Annotated in this window: 28 protein-coding genes; 26 read left to right on the top strand and 2 right to left on the bottom strand. The window is 41.9% G+C overall.

What is annotated here, in order from left to right; all coding sequences use genetic code 11:
* Positions 1-37 precede the first annotated feature (37 nt).
* From ACTWJ7_RS27125 to ACTWJ7_RS27040, 18 genes are all read left to right on the top strand, one after another.
* Positions 38-421, top strand: coding sequence for a RidA family protein (locus tag ACTWJ7_RS27125; protein WP_079346636.1), 384 nt, complete (start codon positions 38-40; stop codon positions 419-421).
* A gap of 428 nt (positions 422-849) precedes the next feature.
* Positions 850-1893 carry a LacI family DNA-binding transcriptional regulator gene (locus tag ACTWJ7_RS27120; RefSeq protein WP_301881789.1) on the top strand — a complete coding sequence of 348 codons (1044 nt, stop codon included), beginning with the start codon at positions 850-852 and terminating at the stop codon, positions 1891-1893.
* Positions 1894-2532: 639 nt separating this feature from the next.
* The gene (locus tag ACTWJ7_RS27115; protein ID WP_301881788.1) at positions 2533-3495 is read left to right on the top strand and encodes an ABC transporter permease; all 963 of its coding nucleotides are present in this window, start codon (positions 2533-2535) and stop codon (positions 3493-3495) included.
* Between the two features lie 15 nt (positions 3496-3510).
* Positions 3511-4395 (top strand): carbohydrate ABC transporter permease, encoded by an 885-nt coding sequence (locus ACTWJ7_RS27110; protein ID WP_024633886.1) that lies wholly within the window; start codon positions 3511-3513, stop codon positions 4393-4395.
* Positions 4396-4438: 43 nt separating this feature from the next.
* The gene (locus ACTWJ7_RS27105; RefSeq protein ID WP_301881787.1) at positions 4439-6070 is read left to right on the top strand and encodes an extracellular solute-binding protein; all 1632 of its coding nucleotides are present in this window, start codon (positions 4439-4441) and stop codon (positions 6068-6070) included.
* Between the two features lie 42 nt (positions 6071-6112).
* Complete coding sequence (locus ACTWJ7_RS27100) at positions 6113-7384, top strand: Gfo/Idh/MocA family protein (protein ID WP_301881786.1); 1272 nt, start codon at positions 6113-6115, stop codon at positions 7382-7384.
* A 266-nt stretch (positions 7385-7650) separates the two neighbouring features.
* Positions 7651-8019, top strand: a complete 369-nt coding sequence (locus tag ACTWJ7_RS27095; protein ID WP_301881785.1) for an NIPSNAP family protein — start codon at positions 7651-7653, stop codon at positions 8017-8019.
* Between the two features lie 287 nt (positions 8020-8306).
* A complete protein-coding gene (locus tag ACTWJ7_RS27090) occupies positions 8307-8831 on the top strand; it encodes a GNAT family N-acetyltransferase (protein ID WP_301881784.1) in 525 nt (174 codons plus the stop codon).
* A 510-nt stretch (positions 8832-9341) separates the two neighbouring features.
* The gene (locus ACTWJ7_RS27085; RefSeq protein WP_301881783.1) at positions 9342-10466 is read left to right on the top strand and encodes a GntR family transcriptional regulator; all 1125 of its coding nucleotides are present in this window, start codon (positions 9342-9344) and stop codon (positions 10464-10466) included.
* A gap of 652 nt (positions 10467-11118) precedes the next feature.
* On the top strand, positions 11119-12291 hold the full coding sequence (locus ACTWJ7_RS27080; RefSeq protein WP_443146033.1) for an ABC transporter substrate-binding protein: 1173 nt from the start codon (positions 11119-11121) through the stop codon (positions 12289-12291).
* Between the two features lie 70 nt (positions 12292-12361).
* On the top strand, positions 12362-13297 hold the full coding sequence (locus ACTWJ7_RS27075; protein WP_301881781.1) for a carbohydrate ABC transporter permease: 936 nt from the start codon (positions 12362-12364) through the stop codon (positions 13295-13297).
* Positions 13298-13460: 163 nt separating this feature from the next.
* Entirely contained in the window at positions 13461-14150 is a 690-nt protein-coding gene (locus ACTWJ7_RS27070) for a carbohydrate ABC transporter permease (RefSeq protein ID WP_443146032.1), read from the top strand.
* 292 nt (positions 14151-14442) lie between these two features.
* Positions 14443-14853, top strand: a complete 411-nt coding sequence (locus tag ACTWJ7_RS27065; protein ID WP_301881778.1) for a beta-hydroxyacyl-ACP dehydratase — start codon at positions 14443-14445, stop codon at positions 14851-14853.
* 246 nt (positions 14854-15099) lie between these two features.
* Entirely contained in the window at positions 15100-15636 is a 537-nt protein-coding gene (locus tag ACTWJ7_RS27060; RefSeq protein ID WP_301881830.1) for a GNAT family N-acetyltransferase, read from the top strand.
* A 31-nt stretch (positions 15637-15667) separates the two neighbouring features.
* On the top strand, positions 15668-15973 hold the full coding sequence (locus tag ACTWJ7_RS27055) for a hypothetical protein (RefSeq protein ID WP_443146031.1): 306 nt from the start codon (positions 15668-15670) through the stop codon (positions 15971-15973).
* Between the two features lie 8 nt (positions 15974-15981).
* Positions 15982-16392, top strand: a complete 411-nt coding sequence (locus tag ACTWJ7_RS27050; protein WP_443146030.1) for a hypothetical protein — start codon at positions 15982-15984, stop codon at positions 16390-16392.
* Positions 16393-16576: 184 nt separating this feature from the next.
* Positions 16577-17173: a chloramphenicol phosphotransferase CPT family protein gene (locus ACTWJ7_RS27045; protein ID WP_301881775.1), complete on the top strand. Its 597-nt coding sequence runs from the start codon at positions 16577-16579 to the stop codon at positions 17171-17173.
* 536 nt (positions 17174-17709) lie between these two features.
* Complete coding sequence (locus ACTWJ7_RS27040) at positions 17710-18042, top strand: DUF3139 domain-containing protein (RefSeq protein ID WP_301881774.1); 333 nt, start codon at positions 17710-17712, stop codon at positions 18040-18042.
* Between the two features lie 82 nt (positions 18043-18124).
* Here the strand turns inward: ACTWJ7_RS27040 and ACTWJ7_RS27035 are convergent, their stop codons facing one another.
* Positions 18125-19081 carry an IS30 family transposase gene (locus ACTWJ7_RS27035; RefSeq protein WP_301881772.1) on the bottom strand — a complete coding sequence of 319 codons (957 nt, stop codon included), beginning with the start codon at positions 19079-19081 and terminating at the stop codon, positions 18125-18127.
* A 343-nt stretch (positions 19082-19424) separates the two neighbouring features.
* On the opposite strand from ACTWJ7_RS27035, the gene ACTWJ7_RS27030 reads away from it, so the two are divergent.
* Both ACTWJ7_RS27030 and ACTWJ7_RS27025 read left to right on the top strand, forming a co-directional pair.
* A complete protein-coding gene (locus ACTWJ7_RS27030) occupies positions 19425-19703 on the top strand; it encodes a hypothetical protein (RefSeq protein ID WP_301881771.1) in 279 nt (92 codons plus the stop codon).
* 212 nt (positions 19704-19915) lie between these two features.
* Positions 19916-20707, top strand: a complete 792-nt coding sequence (locus ACTWJ7_RS27025; RefSeq protein ID WP_301881770.1) for an ABC transporter substrate-binding protein — start codon at positions 19916-19918, stop codon at positions 20705-20707.
* Between the two features lie 255 nt (positions 20708-20962).
* Here ACTWJ7_RS27025 and ACTWJ7_RS27020 read toward each other — a convergent pair whose 3' ends face one another.
* Complete coding sequence (locus tag ACTWJ7_RS27020; protein WP_301881769.1) at positions 20963-21283, bottom strand: hypothetical protein; 321 nt, start codon at positions 21281-21283, stop codon at positions 20963-20965.
* A 103-nt stretch (positions 21284-21386) separates the two neighbouring features.
* Here ACTWJ7_RS27020 and ACTWJ7_RS27015 point away from each other — a divergent pair, with 103 nt between their 5' ends.
* The 6 genes from ACTWJ7_RS27015 (at position 21387) to ACTWJ7_RS26990 (ending at position 24636) form a co-directional block, all read left to right on the top strand.
* Complete coding sequence (locus tag ACTWJ7_RS27015; RefSeq protein WP_443146029.1) at positions 21387-21881, top strand: hypothetical protein; 495 nt, start codon at positions 21387-21389, stop codon at positions 21879-21881.
* A 35-nt stretch (positions 21882-21916) separates the two neighbouring features.
* The gene (locus ACTWJ7_RS27010; protein ID WP_443146028.1) at positions 21917-22774 is read left to right on the top strand and encodes a hypothetical protein; all 858 of its coding nucleotides are present in this window, start codon (positions 21917-21919) and stop codon (positions 22772-22774) included.
* A gap of 5 nt (positions 22775-22779) precedes the next feature.
* The gene (locus tag ACTWJ7_RS27005) at positions 22780-23085 is read left to right on the top strand and encodes a WXG100 family type VII secretion target (RefSeq protein ID WP_301881767.1); all 306 of its coding nucleotides are present in this window, start codon (positions 22780-22782) and stop codon (positions 23083-23085) included.
* A gap of 477 nt (positions 23086-23562) precedes the next feature.
* Positions 23563-23820 (top strand): hypothetical protein, encoded by a 258-nt coding sequence (locus tag ACTWJ7_RS27000; protein WP_301881766.1) that lies wholly within the window; start codon positions 23563-23565, stop codon positions 23818-23820.
* Between the two features lie 65 nt (positions 23821-23885).
* Positions 23886-24245, top strand: coding sequence for a hypothetical protein (locus tag ACTWJ7_RS26995; protein WP_301881765.1), 360 nt, complete (start codon positions 23886-23888; stop codon positions 24243-24245).
* An 85-nt stretch (positions 24246-24330) separates the two neighbouring features.
* The gene (locus ACTWJ7_RS26990) at positions 24331-24636 is read left to right on the top strand and encodes a hypothetical protein (RefSeq protein ID WP_301245163.1); all 306 of its coding nucleotides are present in this window, start codon (positions 24331-24333) and stop codon (positions 24634-24636) included.
* The last annotated feature ends 328 nt before the right edge of the window (positions 24637-24964 follow it).

The raw sequence follows: 24964 nt of genomic DNA, 5'->3' as shown, positions 1-24964 counted from the left end.
AAGCGCATTAATGCGTGGATAAAGGGAGAGAATTTCTATGACAAAACAAGAGAGAAAAACAATCGCAACTTCAAACGCTCCAAGTGCTATCGGTCCTTACTCACAGGCTGTACAATTTGGGAATATGATTATTACTTCCGGGCAGCTTGGAATGAATGCTGCAGGAGAGTTTCCGGATTCTGTATCGGAGCAGACGAAGCAATCGCTAACTAATGTGAAGGCAATTTTGGAAGCGGCAGATTATGCCATGGAGCATGTAGTGAAAACGACGGTATTTCTAAAAGACATGAACGATTTCCAAACTGTTAATGAAGTCTATGCCACCTTCTTTGCGGAGCCTTATCCGGCACGTAGCGCCGTTGAGGTTGCGAAGCTGCCGAAGGGCGGACTTGTGGAGATTGAAGTTATCGCGGTAAAATAACTAGTATTCGATGAGCCTCCGGGAAACCGGGGGCTTTTTTATCGGACAGATTGTCAAACCAATTGCGACAATTTCTCTGAGCGATTCTCCAGCCCAAACATTTTCGTGGTCTATGATCAACTTGAGCAAGGTGGGTGCCTTTCGGGAAAAACTACTGCCTGATACCCTGCGCGAAGCGGCCCGCTTAGTCGGCGCTAGTGAGTTTCGCATATATTTACAGATCATGTTTCCACTAAAAGCTTGATCAGACTTTCACATTTCAAAATAGTAAAAGCTTATGAGAAGTGGAAAAAATCGCGTGTTGATATTATAACAGAACTCGTGTCGCGGCTTGTTTAATTGACGCCAAAATATTACAATATTATGATATGATCATTGCTAAACATAAATTTTGGCTCCAAATGAAGAGAGCAAGGGGAGGTGCTGTAATGCCAAAATTAAAAGATATCGCAGAACGTGTAGGCGTATCCATATCAACGGTTTCGCGCGCGATCAGCAATGATACCAATCGACCGGTCAATGAAGGGACAAAGCGGAAAATTAGGGAAGCTGCTCTTGAGTTGGGATACAATTTGGATGAATCCTCCAAATCCATTGGCAAAGAGATTACCTCAGCCAAACGGATAGCTTGTATCGTGCCACAGGTTTTGATGGACGATCATCCGTATTTTTCACAGGTACTGACAGGCTTTCACGTTAAAATGACGGAAATGGGGCTGCCTCCAGCAATTGTCCGCACTTGCGAAGAACTTAGTGACACCGAACGGATCAAGATGATGCTTCAGGAAACAGGTACTCAAGGTATAGTCGCAATTAGCTGGTACGATCAAAAATTGTTTGAGCTGCTTGAGAAAGAGAATATCACTGTACTGGGTGTGAGTCTCAATGACGAAAGGCTTACTGTACCGGTCGTTGACTGTGACCGAATATATTCTGCCCGCACAGCAGTCCGTCATTTGATCGAGCAAGGCCATACCCGTATTGGATTTATAGGAGGCCCCGCATATTCGGAACAAATAGAGAGCGAAGAAAGGTATGTCGGTTATAAATTTGCCATGCTGGAAGCAAACCTGAATCTGAATGAACATTGGATTATCAACACCAACTGGAATGTGAATCTCAGCTACAGCAGACTGACAGAGCTCCTGACCGAGACGCCCAAGTCTGATTGGCCGACGGCAATTTTTTGTGCAAGTGATATGCTCGCTATTCCTGCCATGCGGGCAGTGGTTGAACAAAATGGCCGTATTCCGCAAGACATAGCCTTCGTGGGCATGGATAATATTTCTATGGCGCAATATACGACACCACCTCTGACGTCCGTGCAAGTTCCAAAATATGAAATCGGCAAAGTGGCAGCACAATTAATTAACGATTATCTGGAAGGACGTTATTCATCTCTCCATAAAGTTTTGTTGCCCAGCACCCTTATTGTGAGGGAATCCTCTGTTTATGATCGTACAAATGACTAGTTAGTTGTGTGATATTATATTACATATGAATCTAGATAACTTTAATATAAAACCTACGAGGAATGCATCCGCGTGGGTTTTTCTTGTTTTTTAGCCAAAAAATGATCCAAATAAAGCCAAAAAAATGTTTGACAACTGTCGATGGGCTATATTATGATGTATGAAATTAAGCGTTTGGATTTATTTTCTATGTTTTTGGATTTAGCCAGCAGCTAAGATTATCGCATAAACTAAATTATTGATTACGCTTACATTCCCCTATAAATAAGTATTTATATAAAATATACAAGAATCCTCTAAAACTCATTAATCTATTATCCAAACTGATATCTACTAATTTACATAAAATAAACTCCAAAATATAACCAAGTGTATATCCAAATATATATCCAAATTGACATCCAAATTCAGATCCAATTTCACATCCCAAAAATCCCTTTGCATTAGATAATGAAGTCATCTCTTAACGCTATTCACTCACTTTGTGTAACAATTTCTAACATATAAGTACTTTAAATCAATCTTAGAAATCAAGGAAGAAAGGTGGGTACTGCTTCGAACAGCGTAAGGACGACGGTGGTTTAACACAAAGACATTTTACCAGGCAGGATTGTAGTGACAATTTCCAGGGGGATGTTCATGGCCAATACAACTGTACAACCTGCAATGAATGCAGTACATGAAAAGAAGAGAAGAAAACGTCAAAAGTGGAACCCCATTTTACGAAATTGGCAGCTCTATTTGTTAATTTCGCCAGTTGTCGCTTATTACATTGTCTTTCAGTACTTGCCGATGTATGGCATTCAAATCGCTTTTAAGGATTTCATTGCAACGAAGGGAATCTGGGGAAGCCCCTGGGTCGGGTTTGAACATTTTGAACGTTTTTTTCATAGTTATTTCTTCTGGAGATTAATTAGAAATACGCTTGGACTTGGGTTGTACAGCTTGGCGGTAGGTTTTCCAGTCCCTATCATTTTGGCGCTCCTGATGAATGAGGTAAGGGCGGAAAAATTCAAAAAGTTTGTTCAGACCATAACCTATGCGCCGCACTTTCTATCAACTGTCGTAGTCGTAGGCATGATGATGATGTTTTTATCGCCGCGATACGGAATCATTAATCATTTCATTGGTATGTTTGGCGGTACTCCCATTAATTTCTTGTCTGAGCCTTCTTGGTTCAAGACCTTGTTTGTGATGTCGGATGTATGGCAGACCATGGGCTGGAGCTCGATTATTTATTTGGCGGCATTAGCCGGCGTGGACTCTCAGCTTCATGAAGCAGCGCGTGTGGATGGGGCAACCCGGTTGCAGCGAATATGGCATATTAATATACCAAGTATTATGCCGACAATTATCATTTTGTTCATTTTAAATATCGGAAGCATCATGGGTATTGGTTTCGAGAAAGTCCTGCTGATGCAGAACACACTGAATTTAGAAACCTCGGACATTATCTCTACCTACGTCTACCGGAGCGGGATACAAGATGCTGAATACAGCTTCTCGGCGGCGATTGGTCTGTTTAACTCCATCATCAATTTCATCTTATTAGTCACTGTTAACCAGATCTCAAAACGTATGAGTGAAACGAGCCTATGGTAAGGGAGTTGCTGATGCATGCTTGTTGAATCTAGAGGAGATCGTATTTTTAATATAGTTAACCATTTTTTGTTAATTATAATTACGCTCATTGTTATCTACCCGCTTGTTTTTGTGTTAAGTGCTTCGTTCAGCGATCCGCAGGCCGTCCTGCGCGGGGAGATGTTCCTATGGCCCAAGGGGATCAATCTCCATTCTTATGAGAAGATTTTTCAGAACAAAGATATCCTCAGAGGTTATACCAATACACTGATCTATACGTCAGTGGGGACGCTGATTAATCTCGTCATGACGATTCTGGCGGCATATCCGCTATCTCGAAAGGATTTTATAGGCCGCAATGCCATCATGGCCCTGTTTGTTTTCACGATGTTCTTCAGTGGCGGATTAATTCCAACTTATATGCTAATCAAAAACCTTGGCATGTTAAACACATTGTGGGTCATGATCATTCCGAATGCCGTTTCGATCTGGAACATCATCATTATGCGGACATTCTTCCAGCAATCGATTCCACATGAGTTGCATGAGGCGGCGACAATTGATGGCTGCTCCAATATTCAAACGTTAACCCGGATTATACTGCCATTATCCATGCCCATTATAGCGGTGACGATTCTGTTCTATGCTGTTGGGCACTGGAACGCCTTCTTTAACGCAATGTTGTATCTGTCAGACAAGAACAAATTTCCACTTCAACTCATTTTGCGGGAGATTCTGATTCAAGGCCAGACGAACGATATGGTCAAAATGTCAACCGAGTCTGCGATTAAGCAGCAAAGGGAAGTGGAAGGCATCAAGTATGCTGTACTTGTCGTTGCCAACATACCGGTGCTTATGCTTTATCCTTTCCTGCAAAGATATTTTGTTAAAGGCGTAATGATTGGTGCCATTAAAGGATAATTCCTTGTATGGATATATCGATGGGACAAAGGGAGGAATAAGAATGACGCTCAAAAAGTGGGGGAGTATCGCTCTAGTTTGTATGATGTCCGTATCGATGCTGGCCGGGTGCAGTTCCAAGGATGCGGCTGATTCATCGGGAAGTACCAAGGATAAAGGAGCTACCAATGACAAAGTCAATGCGAGTGGATTTCCGATTGTAAATGACACCATTAAAGTGAGCGGATTTGCCGGAAAGTTTTTTGCCAATGCGGACTGGAACGATCTCAGACTCTGGAAAGAGTATGAGAAGATGTCAAATGTTCATATCCAGTGGGATACGGTGCAGAAGGATAATTTGAAGGAAAAACGCAATCTCCTGCTGGCAGGCGGCGCTTACCCCGAGCTGTTCTACGCCTCGGCGTTTTCCAGATCGGATCTGCTGAAATACGGCAAGCAGGGCGCATTCATTCCTCTAAATGATCTGATCGACCAATACGCGCCTAACTTTAAGGCTCTAATGGAGAAGTATCCGGTTATTGGCAAAGGGATTACGATGCCGGATGGTAACATATATGGGCTGCCAACCTTGTATGATCCGGAATTCAAGTCGGTTCTGTACGGAACACCTTGGGTGAAGCAAGAGTGGCTTGATAAATTAGGTTTGCAGGAACCGCAGACATTAGATGACTTCTATAATATGTTGAAAGCATTTAAAGAAAAGGACCCGAACGGCAACGGGCAGAAGGACGAGATTGCCTGGGGCGGTGTGGGAACGGCTGGTGTGGTGAACTACCTGAGAGGTTCATTTGGGGTGAATAATCATGGAACCTCCAACATTAACATTGATACAGATCCTCAGACGGATAAAGTACGCTTTATTCCAACCGATCCCCATTACAAGGAGCTGTTACAGTTCGTGAATAAGCTCTACAAGGACGGATTGCTTGAGCAGGACATTGTATCTGTTAAGAGTACCGAGGTGGATGCTAAAGGAATGGAAAGCCTGATCGGAGTCGTTGATAATGTCGATCCGGTTGCGATATACAATCAGCAAGGTTATGTTGGCATGCCAGTACTGAAGGGTCCTCATGGCGATCAGACCTACAACGCCTATGGTTCTCCACTCGGTAATATCGGGATGTTTGTACTGACAGATAAAGCCCAGAATCCAGAGGCCATGATCCGCTGGATGGATTATTTCTACAGCGATGAGGGCATCAAAACGTTCTTCATGGGCTGGAAAGATGAGACGTATAAAGAAGACGCAGACGGTAACGTAGACTATGTCGACAATATCAAAAACAACCCGGATGGCCTTAATCTGGACCAGGCGGTAGGTCAATACCTGATTTGGCCGGGTGGATACTACCCTGGGTTTGTGAAGCAGAAATACTTCAAGGGTGCTGAAGGTCTGCCAACTTCGATTGAAAATGCGAAAAAAGCAGAGTCTCACATCTTACCACAAGATCAAATTTGGCCTCCGTTTAATTTCACACAGGAAGAACAGCGGGATCTGACCACTTTCCAGACGGATATTGAAACGTATGTAGATGAAATGCGTGACAAATTCATTACTGGTAATGAATCCTTTGACAATTGGGATCAGTATGTGGCAGCTCTTCAAAAGATGGGCGTAGAACGATATGTAGCCATCTATCAATCAGCAGCAGACCGTTATACCCAAGCGGATTAGAAGGTCATCCGTAGATTTCAGATCATAAAGGAGCGAATAAATATGAGTCAACTGAAAGCAGTCCTGATTGGAGCAGGTGCGAGGGGAGCGGGTGGCTATGCACCCTATGCACTTGATTATCCGCACGAGCTTACCTTCATTGCAGTTGCCGAAGCCGATCCAGTGAGGAGAGCAAGATTTGCTGAGAAGTACGGGATTCCGCCGGAACATTGTTATGAGTCTTGGGAGCCCCTGTTGGCTGAACCTAAGCTGGCTGATATTGCGGTTATTTGTACACAGGACAGAATGCATTATGGCCCAACCATGCAGGCTTTAGATAAGAAGTATCATGTCATGCTGGAGAAGCCGATGTCACCTGATCCGAAGGAATGTCTTGAGATGGAACAAGCGGCGAGAGATAATGACCGGCTACTCACGATCTGCCATGTGCTGCGTTACACACCGTTCTGGAATACAATCAAGAAGGTGATACAAGAAGGACGTATCGGAGAAATTGTCTCCATTCAGTTGAATGAGAATGTGGGTTACTGGCATATTGCCCACAGCTTCGTGCGAGGAAATTGGAATAATTCCAACACATCCAGCCCGATGATCCTGTCCAAGTCATGCCATGATATGGACGTATTATCCTGGCTCGTGGATCAACCTTGCCTCAAGGTCAGTTCGTTCGGATCTCTTAAACATTTTCATGAAGGCAATGCACCCGAAGGTTCCACTGACCGATGCTTGGATTGTGCCATAGAACCAACCTGCGCGTATTCTGCACCAAGATTTTATTTGAGTGACCAGTTCAGGGGTTGGGCAGGGCATTTTACACAGGAGCTGACGAAACCGAATATCATACAGGGCTTGCGTGATACCGATTACGGCCGGTGTGTATACCGGAGTGACAATAATGTGGTAGATCATCAGGTCGTGAATATGGAATTTGAAGGTGGAGCTACGGCCATGTTCAGTATGTGCGGCTTTACATTTGAGCAGGAACGTAGAATCCAGATCATGGGGACTAAAGGAGAACTTCGTGGTGAGGAAGATCAAATCACCGTGTACGACTTTTTGACACATCAAAAAACAGAAATCACAATCCCTTCTCAAACCAGTGGCCATGGTGGGGGAGACAGCGGCATTGTGAGGAATTTTCTGGATGAGGTGCGTCACTATAACGGCCAGGAGAGCCTGACATCGGCTGCAGCTTCCGTCCGGAGCCATCTGATCGCATTCGCAGCTGAAAAGTCGCGGCTGAACGGGGGCGAGTCTATCGATCTGAATGAATATGCCCGTCAGCTTATGGTGAAGGAAGAGCTATCTAAATAATCAGCAGTGTATCGAAAAGCTGCCCCTCAAGGTATGAATATATTTTGAGGGATAGCTTTTTTGTTCGTTTGGGGGCGACTATCATGAGAAGGATACCGATCATGTTGTGTCGGCAGTCTTCTCGGCTAACGGGCAGGATAGCACAATAATTTCGCGAATATTCCACGTGTGGAGTGTTTATCGAAGTACGTGAATAAGAGTTATCGGAAACATCCGTAATGCGAGAAAACAAATCTAAATACCAATATCCTCTAGGAGGCAGAGTTATGTTTTATCGAAGAAAGTTTTATATCGTTAGTAATGACTTTGTAGAAATATTTAACAAGCACTTCAATGAAACCAACCTACCTAATCAGTTAAAGAATGGAGCACGACTTGTTGGTAGGTGGATGGCTAAACATTCAGAGAAAACAACTGAAATATTTGCTATCTGGGAATATGATAGCTATGAAAAATATGAAGAAATAGAACGAAATGTTAGAGGTGATAAAGAACACAATAAGAAGATAATTGATTGGTACGAACGATATGGCGGTAGAGATCATGTATACAAGGAATACCTTTTTGAAGTAAGAAACGAGGAGTTAATTACTACACTGTCTGAGGAGAACGGACATTTTAGGACAATAGTATAGAACAATTAAAAAATCAGAGATACAGTAAAGTGATAAACACTTGAGAGTTATTCGAGAAGTCGGATGCATCCGATAACAAAATGTTCACGCATCAGGGGACAAGCCCCTCGGTCTGGCCGAGGTATATCGGGGAAGCTGAGGCAGCCAGACACATCCGCACCGACTAAGTGCATCACGCCTAGTAGCTTCGCTGCCTTAAGTCGGTGGGACGTCGTGAACACAACAATGTTAGATGAAATCATTGCAGAGCGTAACCAACTTTAAGAACAAAGATAGGGGAGGGGTGCATGATGTCTATAACTATTCGAACTGAAAATATAAGTGATTATCTTCAAGTCCACAATGTCAATTTCATTGCTTTTGGAAATCGAGAAGATGAAGCAAGATTAGTTGAACGAATAAGAGCAACTCGTAATTTTGTTCCGCAACTTTCGATTGTTGCTGAAGAACATGGAAAAGTAGTAGGACATCTATTAATGAGCAAAGCCGAAATTATTGAAGGTGAGAAACGACATGAGGTAATTGTTTTAGCACCTATTGCCGTCAGACCTGATTATCAAAGACAAGGTATAGGTAAACAATTAATTCAAGAAGGAATAACGAGATGTAAAGAACTTGGTTATTACATTGTATTACTAATAGGACACCCATCATACTATCCCAAATTTGGATTCAAATCAGCTCGACAATATGGTTTGGAATTAAATCAGTTTGAAGTTTCAGATGAAGTATTCATGGTATGTGAATTGAAAGAAGATGAATTATTGAATATTAAAGGCGAATTGAAATATCCAAGTGTATTTTTTGAATAATTCAAGAGGGCATTAACACCATATTACTGCTGCGGGCCATTCAGCCCTGGGTCTGTCAGAAGCATTTTCAAAGAGGATTAAACAGGCAGACACATCGATCCCCCTAAGATAAGAGTTATCTAAGGGGGATCTACTTCGTGAATACAAGAACGTTATACGACAGATCGGCTCCAAAGACTTGTAAGTGATTTAACCGCAACGTCCTGTTGCTAGATGTTCCACATAATTCTGAAAGGGGATTCTAAAATGTATCTTTCTGAATTAGAAGTGGGTATTTTATCAAAAGACCAAATACATAAAATTTTGTTTGGAGATATTAGTAATGATGGAAAATGTTGAGATTGCGTGTTTGTTCCTTCAGGTAACACAAGTAATGAGATCCATTCCGCTAACATAGTAGACTTGGAAAACTCCATGCCACAGAAGTTCGTCGGTAATCTGAGTAACTTTGCGAATTACTTCTTGTGTAATATACTTAGTATACTAATATTATGATGTCAGGGTGGTTTTGTGGAATTGCATTTATACGAGCAGATATATATCTATATTGTACAAGAGATTAAAGAAGGTCGATTAAAAGAAGGAGACCGAGTCTCTTCTGAAAAAGAGTTGGCTGAAAAATTTGGCGTCAGTCGTATTACATCTAAAAAGGCTCTGGAGAAATTGGCAGATTCTGGGGTTATCAAACGAATGCAAGGAAAAGGTTCATTTGTGGCCGATGGTATAATTGGAGGACAAGAACCGAAGCAATATTCAGAGGTAAGAACGACCTTGGTTCCTGAGGATGACAAGCGGTTGATCGGGTTTATTATACCGAATTTTTCTGACGAGTTTGGCCTACAACTTCTTAGATCGATGGAAAAGCGGAGTGCTGAGCATAATTATCAACTCATTATCAAGCGAACTTGCGGGGATCGGGATGAGGAAAAACGCGCGATCGACTTATTTATTGGTTTAGGCATCAAAGGATTAATCGTGACCCCCATTCATGGTCAACACTATAATTCAGAGCTGCTTCGACTTGTATTAGATCGGTTTCCAATTGTTTTGGTCGATAGATATCTAAAAGGAATTCCGGTTTGTTCGGTATACACAGACAATAAGAAAGCAGCCATGGATCTTACGCGCCATCTGATTAGCAAAGGTCATAAAAAAATTGCCTTTTTATCTCCGCCGGAAGAGAACACTTCAACATTGGAGGAAAGGCTGCTCGGATATACGTTGGCCTTCACCCAAGAAGGAATGAATTTGAACAAAGATTATGTATTGACGAACTTGAAGGGCACCCTTCCCATGAACATAAACGGAACAGCGATTGAAAGTGATAAAGAAACAGTAAAGCATTTTTTGAAACAACACCCTGATGTAAAGGCGTTTGTCGCGTCGGAATTTCTAATAGCTACCATGCTGGCTCAGGTCATCCACTCGATGGGGAAATCTCTGGAGGAATTCGAGATTGTTTGTTTCGACTCCCTGAACGATCACCTGGGTCAACCCATCTTCACTCATATTAAGCAGGATGAGAAGCAGATGGGTGAATTGGCAGTGGATATGCTAATCTCTCAGTTGCATGGAACAGCAGTTCCCGAGCTGAACATTATTGAACATCGTATGGTCGTGAAAAATAACAGGTAGGGTTAGTACAAGTGCAGCTCAACAAAAGCAAGGATATTGTCAAAGTGTCGAGAAGTCCCCAGGGGCTTATCGGCACTTTTTTTGATATCAGAAATATAAACTTCGAAGCAAGGACCTTCCTGATATCGCAAGAAAAACTTCTTCTAGACGAGGTCTGTCTTCTGTGAAGTATGTCGCTAGACATTTTTCTTATGGTAAAGCTTGTTTTACATCGGGGAAGTGGTTGCGAGACCGGAGATTAACGAACCTCGAAGCGTCTATTTATATCTAATTATAGCCATACAGGCATGAACATTTATGTCGTAATATTGCAATTGACACTCTTCATGATGTCATATTAATATACTTAGTATAACTAGTGGGTTTCTATAACACATTCACTTCGTTCATGATTTTCTGTTTTTAATGATTCATATCATCAATCTTGTTAGCGCTTACATAAATTATGGATTTATCAGAAAATGAAGTGGATTTTATAGGAATTCAAGTTAAACTAATTCATTTAACTTAAGGGGGACTTTGAATGAGGAGATCCAAAAAATTCGCGTTTCCAATTCTTGCTTACTTTCTGGCTATGTTACTTCTTCTAACCGCTTGCTCAACGAAGGAAGGCTCAGGCGATCAGGCCGGAGAGGGGAAAACAACGGTTACGATGTGGCATGGTCTTACCTCAATTGATTTAGATAATTTGAATAAAGTTGTAAAGGCATTTGAGGAGAAAAACCCTACCATCAAAATGAAATTAGTTTATACAGAATCCAGCGAGGGATCCGATCAGAAGCTGCTGACTGCAGTCGCAGGCGGCAATCCTCCTGACGTTGCACTTTTCGACCGGTTTAAGGTCGGTACTTGGGCTGCGCAAGGTTCTCTAACTGACTTATCCTCGATGGCAGCAGAATCCGGAATTCGTAAGGAAATGTATTATCCATTTGCTTGGGAGGAGTCCAGTTATCAAGGAAAGCTTTATGCAATGCCGATGGATACGGACTCTCGCCTGCTATTTTACAATAAGGATCATTTCACAGAAGTAGGGCTGGATCCCAACAAACCACCACAAACGATCGCCGAGCTTGAAGCCGCCGCCGAGAAGTTAACCATCAAGGAAGGTAAACGTTTCAAACGGATCGGGTTCATTCCATGGTATTCGCAGGGCTGGCTGTATACTTGGGGATGGGCATTTGGAGGAGAATTCCAGGACGCTGCCACTGGCAAAATTACTGCAAATGATCCTAAAGTCGTTGAAGCGCTACAATGGATGACCGACTTCGGCAAAAAATACAATGTCGAGGATATTGCCGGATTCACAAGCGCAGCTGGCACGGAGGAAATGGATCCGTTCATTTCCGGTCAAGTCAGCATGAAGATAAGTGGAAACTTTACGGTGAAGGGTATCGAAAAATTTAAGCCAGATCTAAATTACGGCGTTGCACCGATACCGACTCCAACAGGAGCGGATTTTACGACATGGTCAGGCGGCGGCTCCGCTATTATTCCTAAAGGCGCCAAGAACGTCGCTGCTGCCTGGAAATTCCTCGAATTCTTAGGGGAAGAAGAAGGGCAAACGTTATTAAACGCTGACTCTCAAATTTCCGTTATCGATTCGGTTAACGACAAATATGGTTACAAGGACGATCCGATTATGAAAGAATTTATCAATATTTTACCCAATTCACATAACCGCCCGGTTATTCCTGAAGGACAACTGCTGTGGAATGAGTTAGCTTCCGCAACGGAAAAGGCTACCCGTGGTAACGGTACTCCGAAAGAGAACCTGGATAGAGTAACAGAGACTGTTAATAAGGCTTTAGAAAAATACGACAAATAGGGTGCTCGGTAGGCAGGGAGCGAACTCTCTCCTTGCCTACTAAAGAATGACAAATGGAAGGAGAATGCACATGGCGAAACTAGCCGATTCAGTTCAAGTAAACGCAATTCCATCGGCAAGGAAACGAGCACTCCACAGAACTAACGTGATTGGGTGGCTGTTTGCTTCACCTTGGGCTATAGGGCTGCTATGCTTTTATGCAATTCCGATGCTAATGTCCATCTACTTCAGCTTCACTACTTACAGCATTCTGCAGCCTGGTGAATTTGTCGGAATGAATAATTATAGAGAGCTTTTTCATGATCCTCTGTTTTGGAAATCCATATACAACACGATTTATTTTACCGTATTTTTTGTTCCCTTAAGTATATTTTTCGGTGTGGCACTCGCTATGATGTTGAATATGAAGGTCAAGGGGATGGCTATATTCAGAACGATCTTTTTCTTGCCTACACTTGTTCCACAAGTGGCTTTGGCTGTTCTGTGGATGTGGTTGTTACATCCAAACTTCGGATTGGTGAACGGGATGTTAGCGCATATCGGTATCGATGGGCCTTCTTGGCTTGGCGGTGAGTCGTGGTCCAAGCCCTCTCTCATTCTGATGTCGCTTTGGGGTATTGGGCAAGCTGTCGTTATCTACCTTGCTGGATTAGGAGACATCCCTGATGAGTACTATGAAGCGGCGCAAATCGATGGAGCTAACTGGTTTCAGAAGACGAGAAAGGTAACCCTGCCTTTGCTCACTCCCGTTATTTTCTACAACCTTGTCATGGGAATGATCGGTGCATTCCAACAGTTTACTCTTCCCTATACGTTGACCAAAGGGCAAGGAACTCCTGCAAATTCCATGACTTTTTACGTCATGTATTTATATGAGAACGGTTTCAGGTATTTCAAAATGGGTTATGCCTCCGCAATGGCTTGGATCTTATTTATTATCGTTATGGCATTAACCGGAATTATTTTTATTACGTCTAAACGCTGGGTTCATTATCAAGGGAAATAAGGAGGAGGAAGTAAGGGATGAATCCTATCGCTATCAAAAGAATCAATCGAGTGTTAGCCTATTTATGTCTAATTGTTGCTTCTGCATTTTTCTTGATTCCGTTCATTTGGCTGCTTTCGACTTCTCTTAAACCACTCACACAAATCTTTACATTCCCACCAGAGTGGATCCGCATCCCATTCTGTGGAGTAATTATTCCCGTGCCGTTGAGTATATCCCTTTCTGGACATATCTGAAAAACACGGCGATTATAACCATCGTTAGTACGCTGGGTGTGATCATATCCTGTCCCTTGGTTGCATATAGTTTTGCCAAGTTAGAGTACCGTGGGAGAGGTATACTTTTCTTTGTTACCCTCGCTGTGATGATGATTCCCGGACAGGTGACGATGATTCCTCTATTCCTGTTGTTTACTAAATTAGGTTGGGTAGGAACATCTCTTCCACTGATTGTACCCCAATTTTTTGGAGTGCCAATTTACATTTTTCTGTTGAGACAGTTTTTCATGGGACTGCCTGATGCCCTGCGCGAAGCGGCCCGCTTAGACGGCGCTAGTGAGTTCCGCATATATTTACAGATCATGTTTCCACTAGCCAAATCCGCCGTTTTAGCCGTGGCATTGTTTCAATTTATGGGGAGCTGGACTGATTTCATGGGCCCCTTGCTCTATTTAACCAATGAACCATCTTACACAGTTTCGCTAGGATTGCAGCAATTTCAGAGTCAAAAGGGATCCGAATGGGGTCTATTAATGGCCGTATCCACCTTGATGACATTACCTATTATTGTTTTGTTCTTTTTTCTTCAAAAGACGTTTATTAGCGGCATTACATTTAGCGGTATAAAAGGTTGAACATCATAACGATGGATAGGTCTGTTTGAAAAAAAAGTTAATAAGCAAATAGGCAGCGCTGTGTAAAGCAGAAGCTGCCTTTTTGCGTACCAATGCATTCTGCATAATAATGAGGCTCGCGGCAGATGGAACGTTAGTTTATCGCTCTCTGGACGACTCATAAGAAGCAACATGTAGGAGATGGAGGATTAACCCTCTCTTCGTCTAATAATATATATGGAAACATTAAGCGAATTCGTAGATTTGCTCCTACACAGGAAATGGGTGGATTCGTAGAAAAGGAGTCTCTTAAGTGATTAATATTCAAGATATTCTGCCTCATAGGTATCCATTTTTGTTAATTGATAAAGTACTGGAAGTCGAAAAAAACAAATGGGCTAAGGGATATAAAAATGTTTCAAATAATGAGTGGTATATGAATGAACGGAATGCTGTTATTCCTAGTACATTGATAATAGAGGCTTTGGCTCAGTTAGGTGCTTTTGCAGTCATTTCAGAAGAGAATGGTGTAGGATTTCTTTCTTCACTTAAAGGAATTGAAGTGATTGGGCAAGCATTTTCGGGAGATCGGATAGATTTATACTATGAGATCATTAAAAACAAGCGTGGATTTGTAGTGGGAAGAGGAGTAGCCTCGGTAGGAAATCAAGTAATTATAAATGCAGAAGAAATCATGATATATTTACAACCTACTATTAAGTAATCCGAAGAACACAACAACTTGTGATAACAGAGGATTCATGCTATGAGCTGACGCCCTTGGTACCGGCCAGAGGTAATTCAGGTAAGCAGAATCTGCCGGACACATCTGACTTTGTCGGATGTCATGAATACAAGAACCTTATAAGAAATCACTCTAAATAATATAAATGACTAATTGTATGTTGCAATTTGTTTCTATACTTTTATAAAAATTAGTTTTACTAAAAAAATTTAGGGGATGATTATGTTGCAGATCAGAGAAGCTACGATTAATGACGCTGAAAGAATTGCAAAAGTACATGTGGATAGTTGGAGAAGTACATACGAGGGTATTATTCCAGAGGAATTCTTAACCAATCTATCATATAAACAAAGAACTGAATTATGGATTAAAAATATCGGAAAAACAGACAATTTTGTGATATTAGCAGAGAACACAGAAGGGGAAATCATTGGATTTGCTGATTGTTGGAAGAGAGAGACAAATACGGTGCCCGACTCAGGTGATTTGACTTCAATTTACATACTTAAGGAATATCAAGGGACAGGATTAGGGAAGGAATTACTTAAAAGTATGTTTTTTCGATTCAATTCATTGGGTTATCAGAAGATATTTGTTAATGTTCTAGAGGATAACAAGGCACGCTATTTTTATGAGTATTATGGTGCTAACTTGTGTAAATCAGTTCAAATAAAAATTGGAGGAAAAGTCCTTAATGAATTAATTTATGAATGGAATAACATTGATGGAGTGTTAGCGAGGTTAACTAAAACTAATTGGTAATTTGGTTGAACAGAGAGAGGGAATGGTACAAATGGATCAGCAGGAGTATGGGCGCTATTTGTTAGCACTGAGCGGAGAAGAAATAGAACCAGATGATGATATGGAGGTCGAAGCAGATCATCTCTACGGCTTTTTTCAAGGGTTCATGCCATCTGGAACAGGAGTGGAACGTGTGTTTGAGCCCATTCCGGACGGCCAACGTTTTTTGGATAGAATACGTCCGATCTATGAGATGTTGAATCCTGAGGATTTCGCCGGCGAATATGTGCCAGGTTATTTCAACGGTGGAAATGAGGATGCTTCCGAAGGAACGTTGCGTGGTCTGGGGAGGAGCTGATTAAAAGATTGAAGAGCTTGTTCTCCATAGTGCCCGAGAAAGATGTAGAGGCGGACTCAGCGAAGGAAGCAATCCGGGCTTTGGCATGTGTAAAGGAGGTCGTCGTATTGCCGCCGGGTGAAATTGGCAAGTTACAGCAAAGACTGATTCAAGGCACGGATGAAGAAGATAGTGAAGTCGTTTACGAAGCACTCGGAGAGCTCATCCGTTCACGTAGCGATTACAGCGAAAATATCGAGCTATTGAGCGAAGCGTACTATTCCATCGCTTGCGATTATTGGGTAGCCTATTATTTACAATGGCCCCGCTATCAAGGTTTACAGGAAGCGGATGACTGCCTGTATCCTTACTTTGAGCTATACCGTTATGGCTATAATCTTCATTGGAGTCAAAATAAGCTATTTATCGGCAGACGTTAATACCACTACAATTGTTTTGACCGAACTTCTAAAAAGGATACGAAGCAATGGGGAGGATGTTCATTGTCAGTTAGAACACCAAGGTATTAGCACAATTCAGTGATTTACAGGCCAGCTTAGACTTAGCAAAAACAACAATGTGATCTGAAAGGTACTGCCAATTTTAATGATAAGGGTGATTAATGTGGAACGAGGACTCATTATATTTTTGAACGGAACGTCAAGCTCGGGGAAGACGAGCATCGCGGTGGAATTGAAAAATCAGGGAGAGATTCCATTTCACCATCTATCTGTAGATCAATTTTTCCAAAATTATGATCATTTCATCGATACTACATATCCAGATATGAAACCAACAAGAGAATTGGAAGCCAATGTGATGTCAGATATCCTTTTTGACCCAATTGGCTCATTGTACTATGCAACCATTAAACTGTTTTCGGAGTTGGGTTTGAATGTCATCGTGGATACCGTCATCAGTAATGACAAGTGGTTTAATGGTTTTTATGATTTGCTTTCGGATTATCCGATATTGTTTGTAGGCGTACACTGCTCAAAGGAAGAACTCACCAGAAGAGAGCAAAGCAGGGGAGATCGAGCGATTGGACTCGCCCATTCCCAGTTCGACTACATATACTCCTATGATGAATATGATCTGGAAGTGAACACGGAAGAGCTTAGCTCAGCTGCATGTGCGGAAAAGATATTAAGTTATATAAATTCCGAACAGGAATACTCGGCATTTAAGAAATTAAGTAGAAGAGAGATTAGTGTTTCATAGAACATGGATGCCTCAGATCACACCCTACGCATAGAGACTATTGCCTATTTGATCCTGAGCCAGGTTAGAAATGAACTCATAGATATGACTTCTGTTACGTGGAAGAATTCCCACCTCGTCCTGCCTGTTGTCGATTCGCTTTAAATATTAAATAATCCTGTACGAATATATATAAATTTACAATTCAAAAGGCTTAATGGCCGTGGTGTAGAAGCTGCTAAATGAATCGACTCACTCCTAGATACACTTAGTCCAATCTATTGTTCCAAATTTATATGGCAAGCTTTTTACTATGGAGAGGGTTTTGAGATTTCTGATAAAGGTAAAATCGGTGATACTAATTTTTTTGTAACTCCTCAGCGTTTACTAAGTCTAACCATTTTGTTTATACAACCTCTTTTAAAGCTGTACGCAAGTAATTATGAATAAAAGCTACACAGAAACTCTGACTTTTCAAAAGTTAAAGAGTTTCTTTTCTTTAGAGATTAAAGTTGGTTTGATAGAATTAATGCCAATATTACCGTTAGGAGGTTTATATGAAAAAAACGGGAAGCATAAAAATGATTCTGAGTGGTGCTATAATTCTAGTCTTATTATTAATAGTCGGTTTTTATGTATTCTTACAGTTCAAATACAATTCTCTTGAAGCAAGCCTAAAAGAACACCTTATAAATGTCGAGGGATATAAAGAAGAAGAAATTGTTAGTATAGAGGCTAAGTTAAGCTCTATGCCTAAATATCCTGTATACGTTGTATTTTCAGATGATCCAGAAACTAAATATATCTTTACGGATGGAGATGGTGAGGTTCCGAAGTGGCATCAATTAGATCCTAAAACTCCTCAACGTTTAAAAAAAAGCGAAGAATAATTATTCAGTTTGATAAAGCAACGGAAGGTTATCTGATTCCTTATGGAATGGAGAAGAACCTTCCTTTTTATTTGACAGATTGTCAAACCAAGTGCGACAGTTCCTCTGTGAAAGATTCGTGAGCGGTTCTCCAACCCAAGCATTTTCGTGGTCTGTGGTTTATTAGATCTAGTGAATTGGCAAGATCTTCATCCTCAACTTGAGCGAGATCGGTGCCTTTCGGGAAAAACTCTCGAAGCAATCCATTCGCATTCTCATTGGAACCGCGTTGCCAAGACGAATATGGATCAGCAAAATAAACGTGCAGGTCATGGCTTGTTTCCAGATTGGCATAGCATGCAAACTCCTTTCCCCGGTCAGCCGTGGCGGTGAGGAAAGTGCCTGTGGGATACTGTGAGATGGCTACACCAAGCGCAATTTCCATAGACAAAGCGGTGCGATCAGGCATGAGAATGGCGGTATATAGACGGGTTTTGCGTTCAATGAGCGTGGCTATGCATCCCTTACTTTTCCCACGACCTGATACGACGGTATCCAGTTCCCAGTGCCCAAACGTTTCACGAGAACGAACCTCTTGGGGACGATCCGAAATGGATCTGCCAATGGCAAATTTACCGCGATTTTCTGCGGGTTTCTGACGCTTTCCTTTGTGCCGGAGAGCCTGTAACGTGCCTTGAACCAGTCGACCTGCGTAGATCCAGCGATAGATCGTTTTGAAGGATACTGCTGGCAAGCCTTCGGTACGGAAGCGTTGATTGATCTGTTCCGGAGACCACGTTGCCTTCAGTTTTTCCTCCAGTGAAGCAGCTAAGGTGTCTGACCATTTACCTGAAGAGACAGAGGATTGACGACGCTTCTCATAAGCGTTCTGAGCGTGTTCTGCCTGATAGGGATACGATGAATTAGCACGATCTAGTTCACGGCAAATCGTGGACGAATGCCTCCCCAGTTCTTTTGCAATAGCTCTTGAGCTTTTGCCTTGTCTGTGGAGGATTTCTAGCTTGCTGCGTTCGATTATGCTAAGATGTGAATAACTCATGGACTGATTCTCCTTGTGTGAATGCTGGTGTGGTAACTTTCATTCTACACGAATCAGGCTATGAGCCATTTTTTTATTTCAGTAGGGTGTCGCACTTCATATTACAATCCGTCATTTCAAATTCTCGGTGAAACGATAACTAGTTGAAATAGAGGGTAGTTTCCCGAATGCATGAAAGTGCTATTCTCAAAGAAGACTCTGGTCAATTCAATTAAAATGTCTCCTGTCACTATCAGCATAATTATTTTTTGTTCGCTAATTTATTATTCAAAACGTATCCGTATGAACTATTATATTCGTAGTTTCAGATACATCTTGAAATGATGGTAAGGAGGGCAACTCTATGAATCCAGAAGATCATATCCAACACATGTTGCAGGCGATCATTGAACAAACACAAACCATCATAAACGACACTCATAAACAATCCTTCGGTTCTCTGGAATATTTCCTGGGACATATTTTAGAGTATCGCGATGAAAAGTATTACCTGACAGACGAGTGGCATATCCGTACACCGCGCTGGCTAGGGGAGTATGGAAATACGCCAGAGGAAGGAGAGTTTCTTTCAGACATTTACCGACTGCAAGCGTATATCGCTGAGAAATTAAAGGGCGGATAAGCGGCTGGTGATGTCGCATTAGTCCAGCTCAAATGTCGCAAAAGTACATGGTAACGCGATGAGGAGATCGTTTATACTCTCTTTATGTTTCGATAATGAAAATCATTATCATTAAATACATAAGGGGGGATTCATCATGAAACAAGGAATTGGCTTCTTCGTACGAGTCGGACCAAGGCCCGGTGATATGCCATATGCGAGGTGAACATCAAGTGACTGAATCACCACAGCGTATCGCCGTGCTGGATGTTCAATATGCCGATCATTTGCTCGCGCTTGGATTGTCTCCAGCAGGAAGTGTAGGATCGGGAGGTGCGGTGGTCAATTTCCCTCAATATATCAGAGCAGGACTTCAGGGTACCGAATTACTCGGGACGTATGAGTACCCTAATCTGCTTGTGGTGGAACAATTATTACCGGATCTGATTATCTGCACTGAGGTGCATGATCAGCATCATGAACGGTTAAGTCGAATCGCTCCAGTGATTATATTCAAGCGTAATGAGAGCTGGCAGACCATCCTGAGTCTGTTCGGTGAACTGACTGGCAAGCGGGCAGAGGCCAAGCGAATACTTGCGGATTATCATCGACGTACTGCTTTGCTGTCCGAAGAACTGGCTCCGGTACTGGCAGGTAAGAGTGTGGCACTGATCCGTCCGCTGGATTCTCTCGTTCGGGTTCACTCTGCTGCTCATCGTACAGGTGCTGTGCTGTACCGTGATCTGGGTCTGCCTGTTCCATTATTTGTGGCGGACACTTCCGACACGGCCTATCATATCTCGGTTGATAGACTACCGGCAGTACAGGCCAGTCACTATTTTTTGCTTAGTAACGAAATGATGCAGGAGGGCATATCCGCGACAGAACAACGTGTCTGGGGGATGTTAGATACAGATGAGCGACAGCAAATATACTCGGTAGATGCCGCGACATGGATCGGTTGTTATGGGCCAACAGGTATTAATGGGATTGTGGATCAGATCGAGCAGAAGTTGTTGGGATGAGGGGGAGTTCTGCTGTAACTCCCTCTATTTTTGTATATTCAGAATTCATCGAATTAGTGGATAACTTCTTTAAACAGAGGTTTATCATATCTTAAGAACACAATCATTCTATTATGTAGATCGCATTTGTTTCTTCATTTTATTGTTGCAAGGAACGTTGACAGAAGTAATTGACGAAAGATACAATCCATATATTCCCTATAGTTTCAAAAGCGTTTATATCGATTGATCGTTTTAAAAATATACTTCAACTCTCTATTTGGAATTTGGTTTCTTGGATATTCCTTCAGGGAGCGATAGTGTCTTAATACTTAGAGGATCGTATTGCACGAAAACAAATACCTTCTTTTTCTTATCGCCTTCAATGTAGCCGTGGAGGCCTAACGACTTGCTTAGATCGGGAGGAGAGAATCTATACTCCGTAAAACGAACGGTTTCACCGTACTTTTCGAGAATATAATTTGCAGCGAACTTCTCGGCGGAGGATACAATCATCTTTTCCTCTTCGGAGGCACATGCTCCAAGCAAGAGAGATGAGATAATTAAGATTACAAAAAGGAAGAAAGGTTTTCTCAAAAGGGACACCTCTACTTTCATAGACTGGTATTAATATACTATAAAGATTGAATTATCACTAGTTTACATAATCATATTGAAATGTTCAATTCAGGAGGTACTTATGCGGAACGATTACATTAGCGATGAGTTGTATAAGGAAATATCTGACTTAGCCTACCAGAAAAACGTTACTGCAGGAACATCACTTACGGAGGAGGGGGATTATGCACAATGGAAGGTCATTGAACCGGAAGGTGCCAAGCTCCACAATAAAGTGTCGGGTTTCGATTCCGTCATCCTCCACAACAATCAGACGAATCAGATTGTCATCGGTTACCGCGGAACGGAGCCAGATGGGAGCTGGCTTGGGAGAGCAGCCGATTACGAAACAGATGTGTTCGATGTTTTAGGTGGACGTACCAGAGAACTGGAGGATGCCGTAACTGACCCAAATCATCATAACATTTTCAAGAAAAGTTTTATTCAATCCATTAAGGACGATATCGATTGGGAGAACAACCAATTTCATCAGGCGGAAGTGCTTTATGAACAAGTCAAATCAAAATATCCTGACGCAAGTATCTCTCTACGGGACATTCGCTTGGAGGTGGTTTAGCGCAATATGTGGCAGCGCGACAGGATTTGTCGGCCATGACATACAGTGCTCCGAGTGTAACCAATCTGCTGGACGATGCAAGCTTGGCGAAAGTGAATGAGGGTTATTATGATAAAAAAGTGGTGAACATCGTTCAGCCAAACGATTCAGTAGGTGCAGGAGGACTTTTTGAATATGACAGACATGTTGGCAGCACGTACTACAAAGGCCAGGATTTTGACTCGGCCAATGCGATGTACCAAAACTGGAGGCTGCAATTCCAGCTCATGGTGCCGATTCGTCCGATGGGGCCCAGCGGCCCGTTAGTCACATACAATTTCCCAATTGATATCGATCTGGACAAGTTTCAGGTCGGTAATATTGTTCGATTGATGGACTCGTTTTCCAAAAAAGAAGGCAAGGGATATCACTCGATGAACCAGTATCAGTTTGATGAACAGGGTAACTTGGTCGGTCCACTTATCGATCGCGCAACAGGAAAACAAATTGACATCTCACCACGCTGGAATGCTTATCAGGAATCACGGATGGCTTTGTCAAACCTCGTTGGCGGGTTGGTGGCCCCCTTGATTGCGGCTGCATCCAATGGAAAGTCAGGTCAAGGTGGTGGCACAATCCGACTAACGCCGGAGGAATTGGCACAGGCAGCCAAGGAAATGCGCTTTAGTCTGAGCGGGTTTTCCAGTGATGCACAAGCTTCCATCCGAATGTTCGAGGCTTATACTTCCACAAGTGAAAGCCATTCCTTCACGTCAATCGCTTACGAAGCTACGGCGACACTGGAACGAATTAACCGTTGGTATCAGGAATCCATCAGCGAGATTGCCGAGTACATTGAACGCAAGCACGAAGATTTCATTCAGGCAGACCAGTTCATTAACGGGAGGAGGTAAGTGACATGGCGAGAATATCGGTATTTTTATCCGATCTGAGAAGAGCCGTTCATCAATGCGAGCAGTTGCAAGAGCGCTTAATGCAGCAGGAGCAGAAGATGCGTTCAATACATAGTAGACTGGAGCAAGATTGGGCAGGAAATGCTGCCACAACGCTAGGATTCAAGATGCAATCATTTCTAGAGGGGACATCCAGCCGAATGGATGAATTGGAGGCGCATAAAGAAGCATTGCGACGATACATCCACAGGATGGAGGAAGCTGACCGTGAGGACTTCAGAGACCGGAGGGAGCACAGCATGCTGAGCTGAGATATCCGAACAGTGGTATGCAGATTCTGCTGCAACAAAGATCGGCACAGGGTTGTAATGAAGAAAGCCTGAATGTCAATCCACGAATTTATGACACTCTCCACGAATTTATGACACTCAGATGATGTTGCGGATCGATCACAATGCTAGTGTGGGCGTTTGCTCCTTCGCATAGCGTCGGTACCTTGCCTTAGATATAGCGGTGGTAGTTGTTGAAGCTATTGATGTGTTAAGTCGTAATGAGAAGGAACAGATCCTTTCTTAAAATTAAAAAAACAAAAGAAACCGTTTCGTAGTAAATGGAAGTGAGAGCAACCATATACCAAAGGAGACGGTTTCTTTGTACATTTTACATACTCAAGTGAGGATACATTGGACTAGGTTGGGTGTTATGAATACAGGAATGATATATGAAGTAAAGGTATATGTTAAAATGATAGAAAGTTGAACAAATACGAATAACAGGAGGTATAACACATGAAATGGCAAGAGGTTAGAGAACTGTTCTCTGACCAATTTGTTCTGGTTTCTATCATTCATTATCATGAGGAAGATAACAAAAAAATTGTAGATGAAGTTGCACCAATTCGTACTGTATCAGAAAAAGATGCGAATAAAGAATTTTTTCGAGTAGAGCCTGGTAACTTTGTATATCATACTTCGAATCAAGACTTTGTGATTCATCTCCGTAAAGATCCATTAATGAGAGTGAGACGTAATACGAATGAAAATTAACTATGATGGACAAGGCTTCAATCATGTTGTTATAGGAAAACTGGAGATGGGTGGTAGACAGTCCTATGAACGAAAAAGCTAAAGGCAAATTAAAAAAGCAATTTCTATTCATCGTTCTATTTATTTTTATAATCGTAATTCAAGTAACTACCAATAACTTAGCATATCATCCTCCTGCATGGACAACTGCGTTATCAATTTTTTGCTTTATTGTATTTTGTATACTTGGCTGTGTAACATACCTTGATCTCAAGAAACAAGAGCAGTTCAACACAATTGGACAAATAGTTGATGTGAATAATAACATCGTAATAGTCAAAGGATTGGGAAGAGGTAATACCAAGATTAAAATAGAAATAACGAGATTAAAATATTCAAAAATGATAACGAAAATAGTATATAAAGAACAAGAGATAGATCCTTGATCAAGTCATTGAAGAGTGTGGTACTTATAAATAAAAATAGAGGATATATCTTGATGTCCGTCTGAGGTAGAGGGAAAGAAGGTAAATGAAAAACATAAATTCTCATAATTGCAACCTAAATATAAGGTATGATCTGCCTGATGAGGTATGGGATAAAGTTTCTAAAGTGTATGAGAGTATGCCAGGGTGGATCGGTTATAAAAGTGGAATTCCATATTGGTTTGGGTCTGAAGAGGATGATGTTTTTATTGAAGCATCCGTTGAGCCTAGTGGATTAGCATTTTATGCACAGATGAATAATGATGATTGGACTTCTTGGATAGAAACGTTCAAATTGGAAGCGTCAAAAATAGGTTTTGATGTTGGTGAACCTGAAGATGGATATATGTGATGAATGAAGGATATTTATAAGAAAGAATAATGTGAGTAAAGTCGTTCGTTCCAATGGATTATTTTATAGGTATGGTGATCCGGATGCTAACAACGCAGGAAAAATCACATTACATATCGTTTCTGAGGAGAAGAATTCGAAGGCTGGACAAAAGAATATATAAGATACAGAAGAGCAGCATTAACACCAAAATGGACCGATGAGATCATCACGCCCAAATTAATAGGAAAAATGCTCCGACCTCTCTCCTGAATGGAGTGTAATTGCATTTGAGAATAACCTTGATTCATGCGGACTCTTTTGAAAACGCATACGTGAGAACAAGAGT

Source organism: Paenibacillus sp. 1A_MP2 (assembly GCF_052244825.1).
Lineage (GTDB): Bacteria > Bacillota > Bacilli > Paenibacillales > Paenibacillaceae > Paenibacillus > Paenibacillus vandeheii.
Note: the sequence above shows the minus strand (reverse complement) of the source record. Positions and strands in the feature narration are given on the sequence as shown.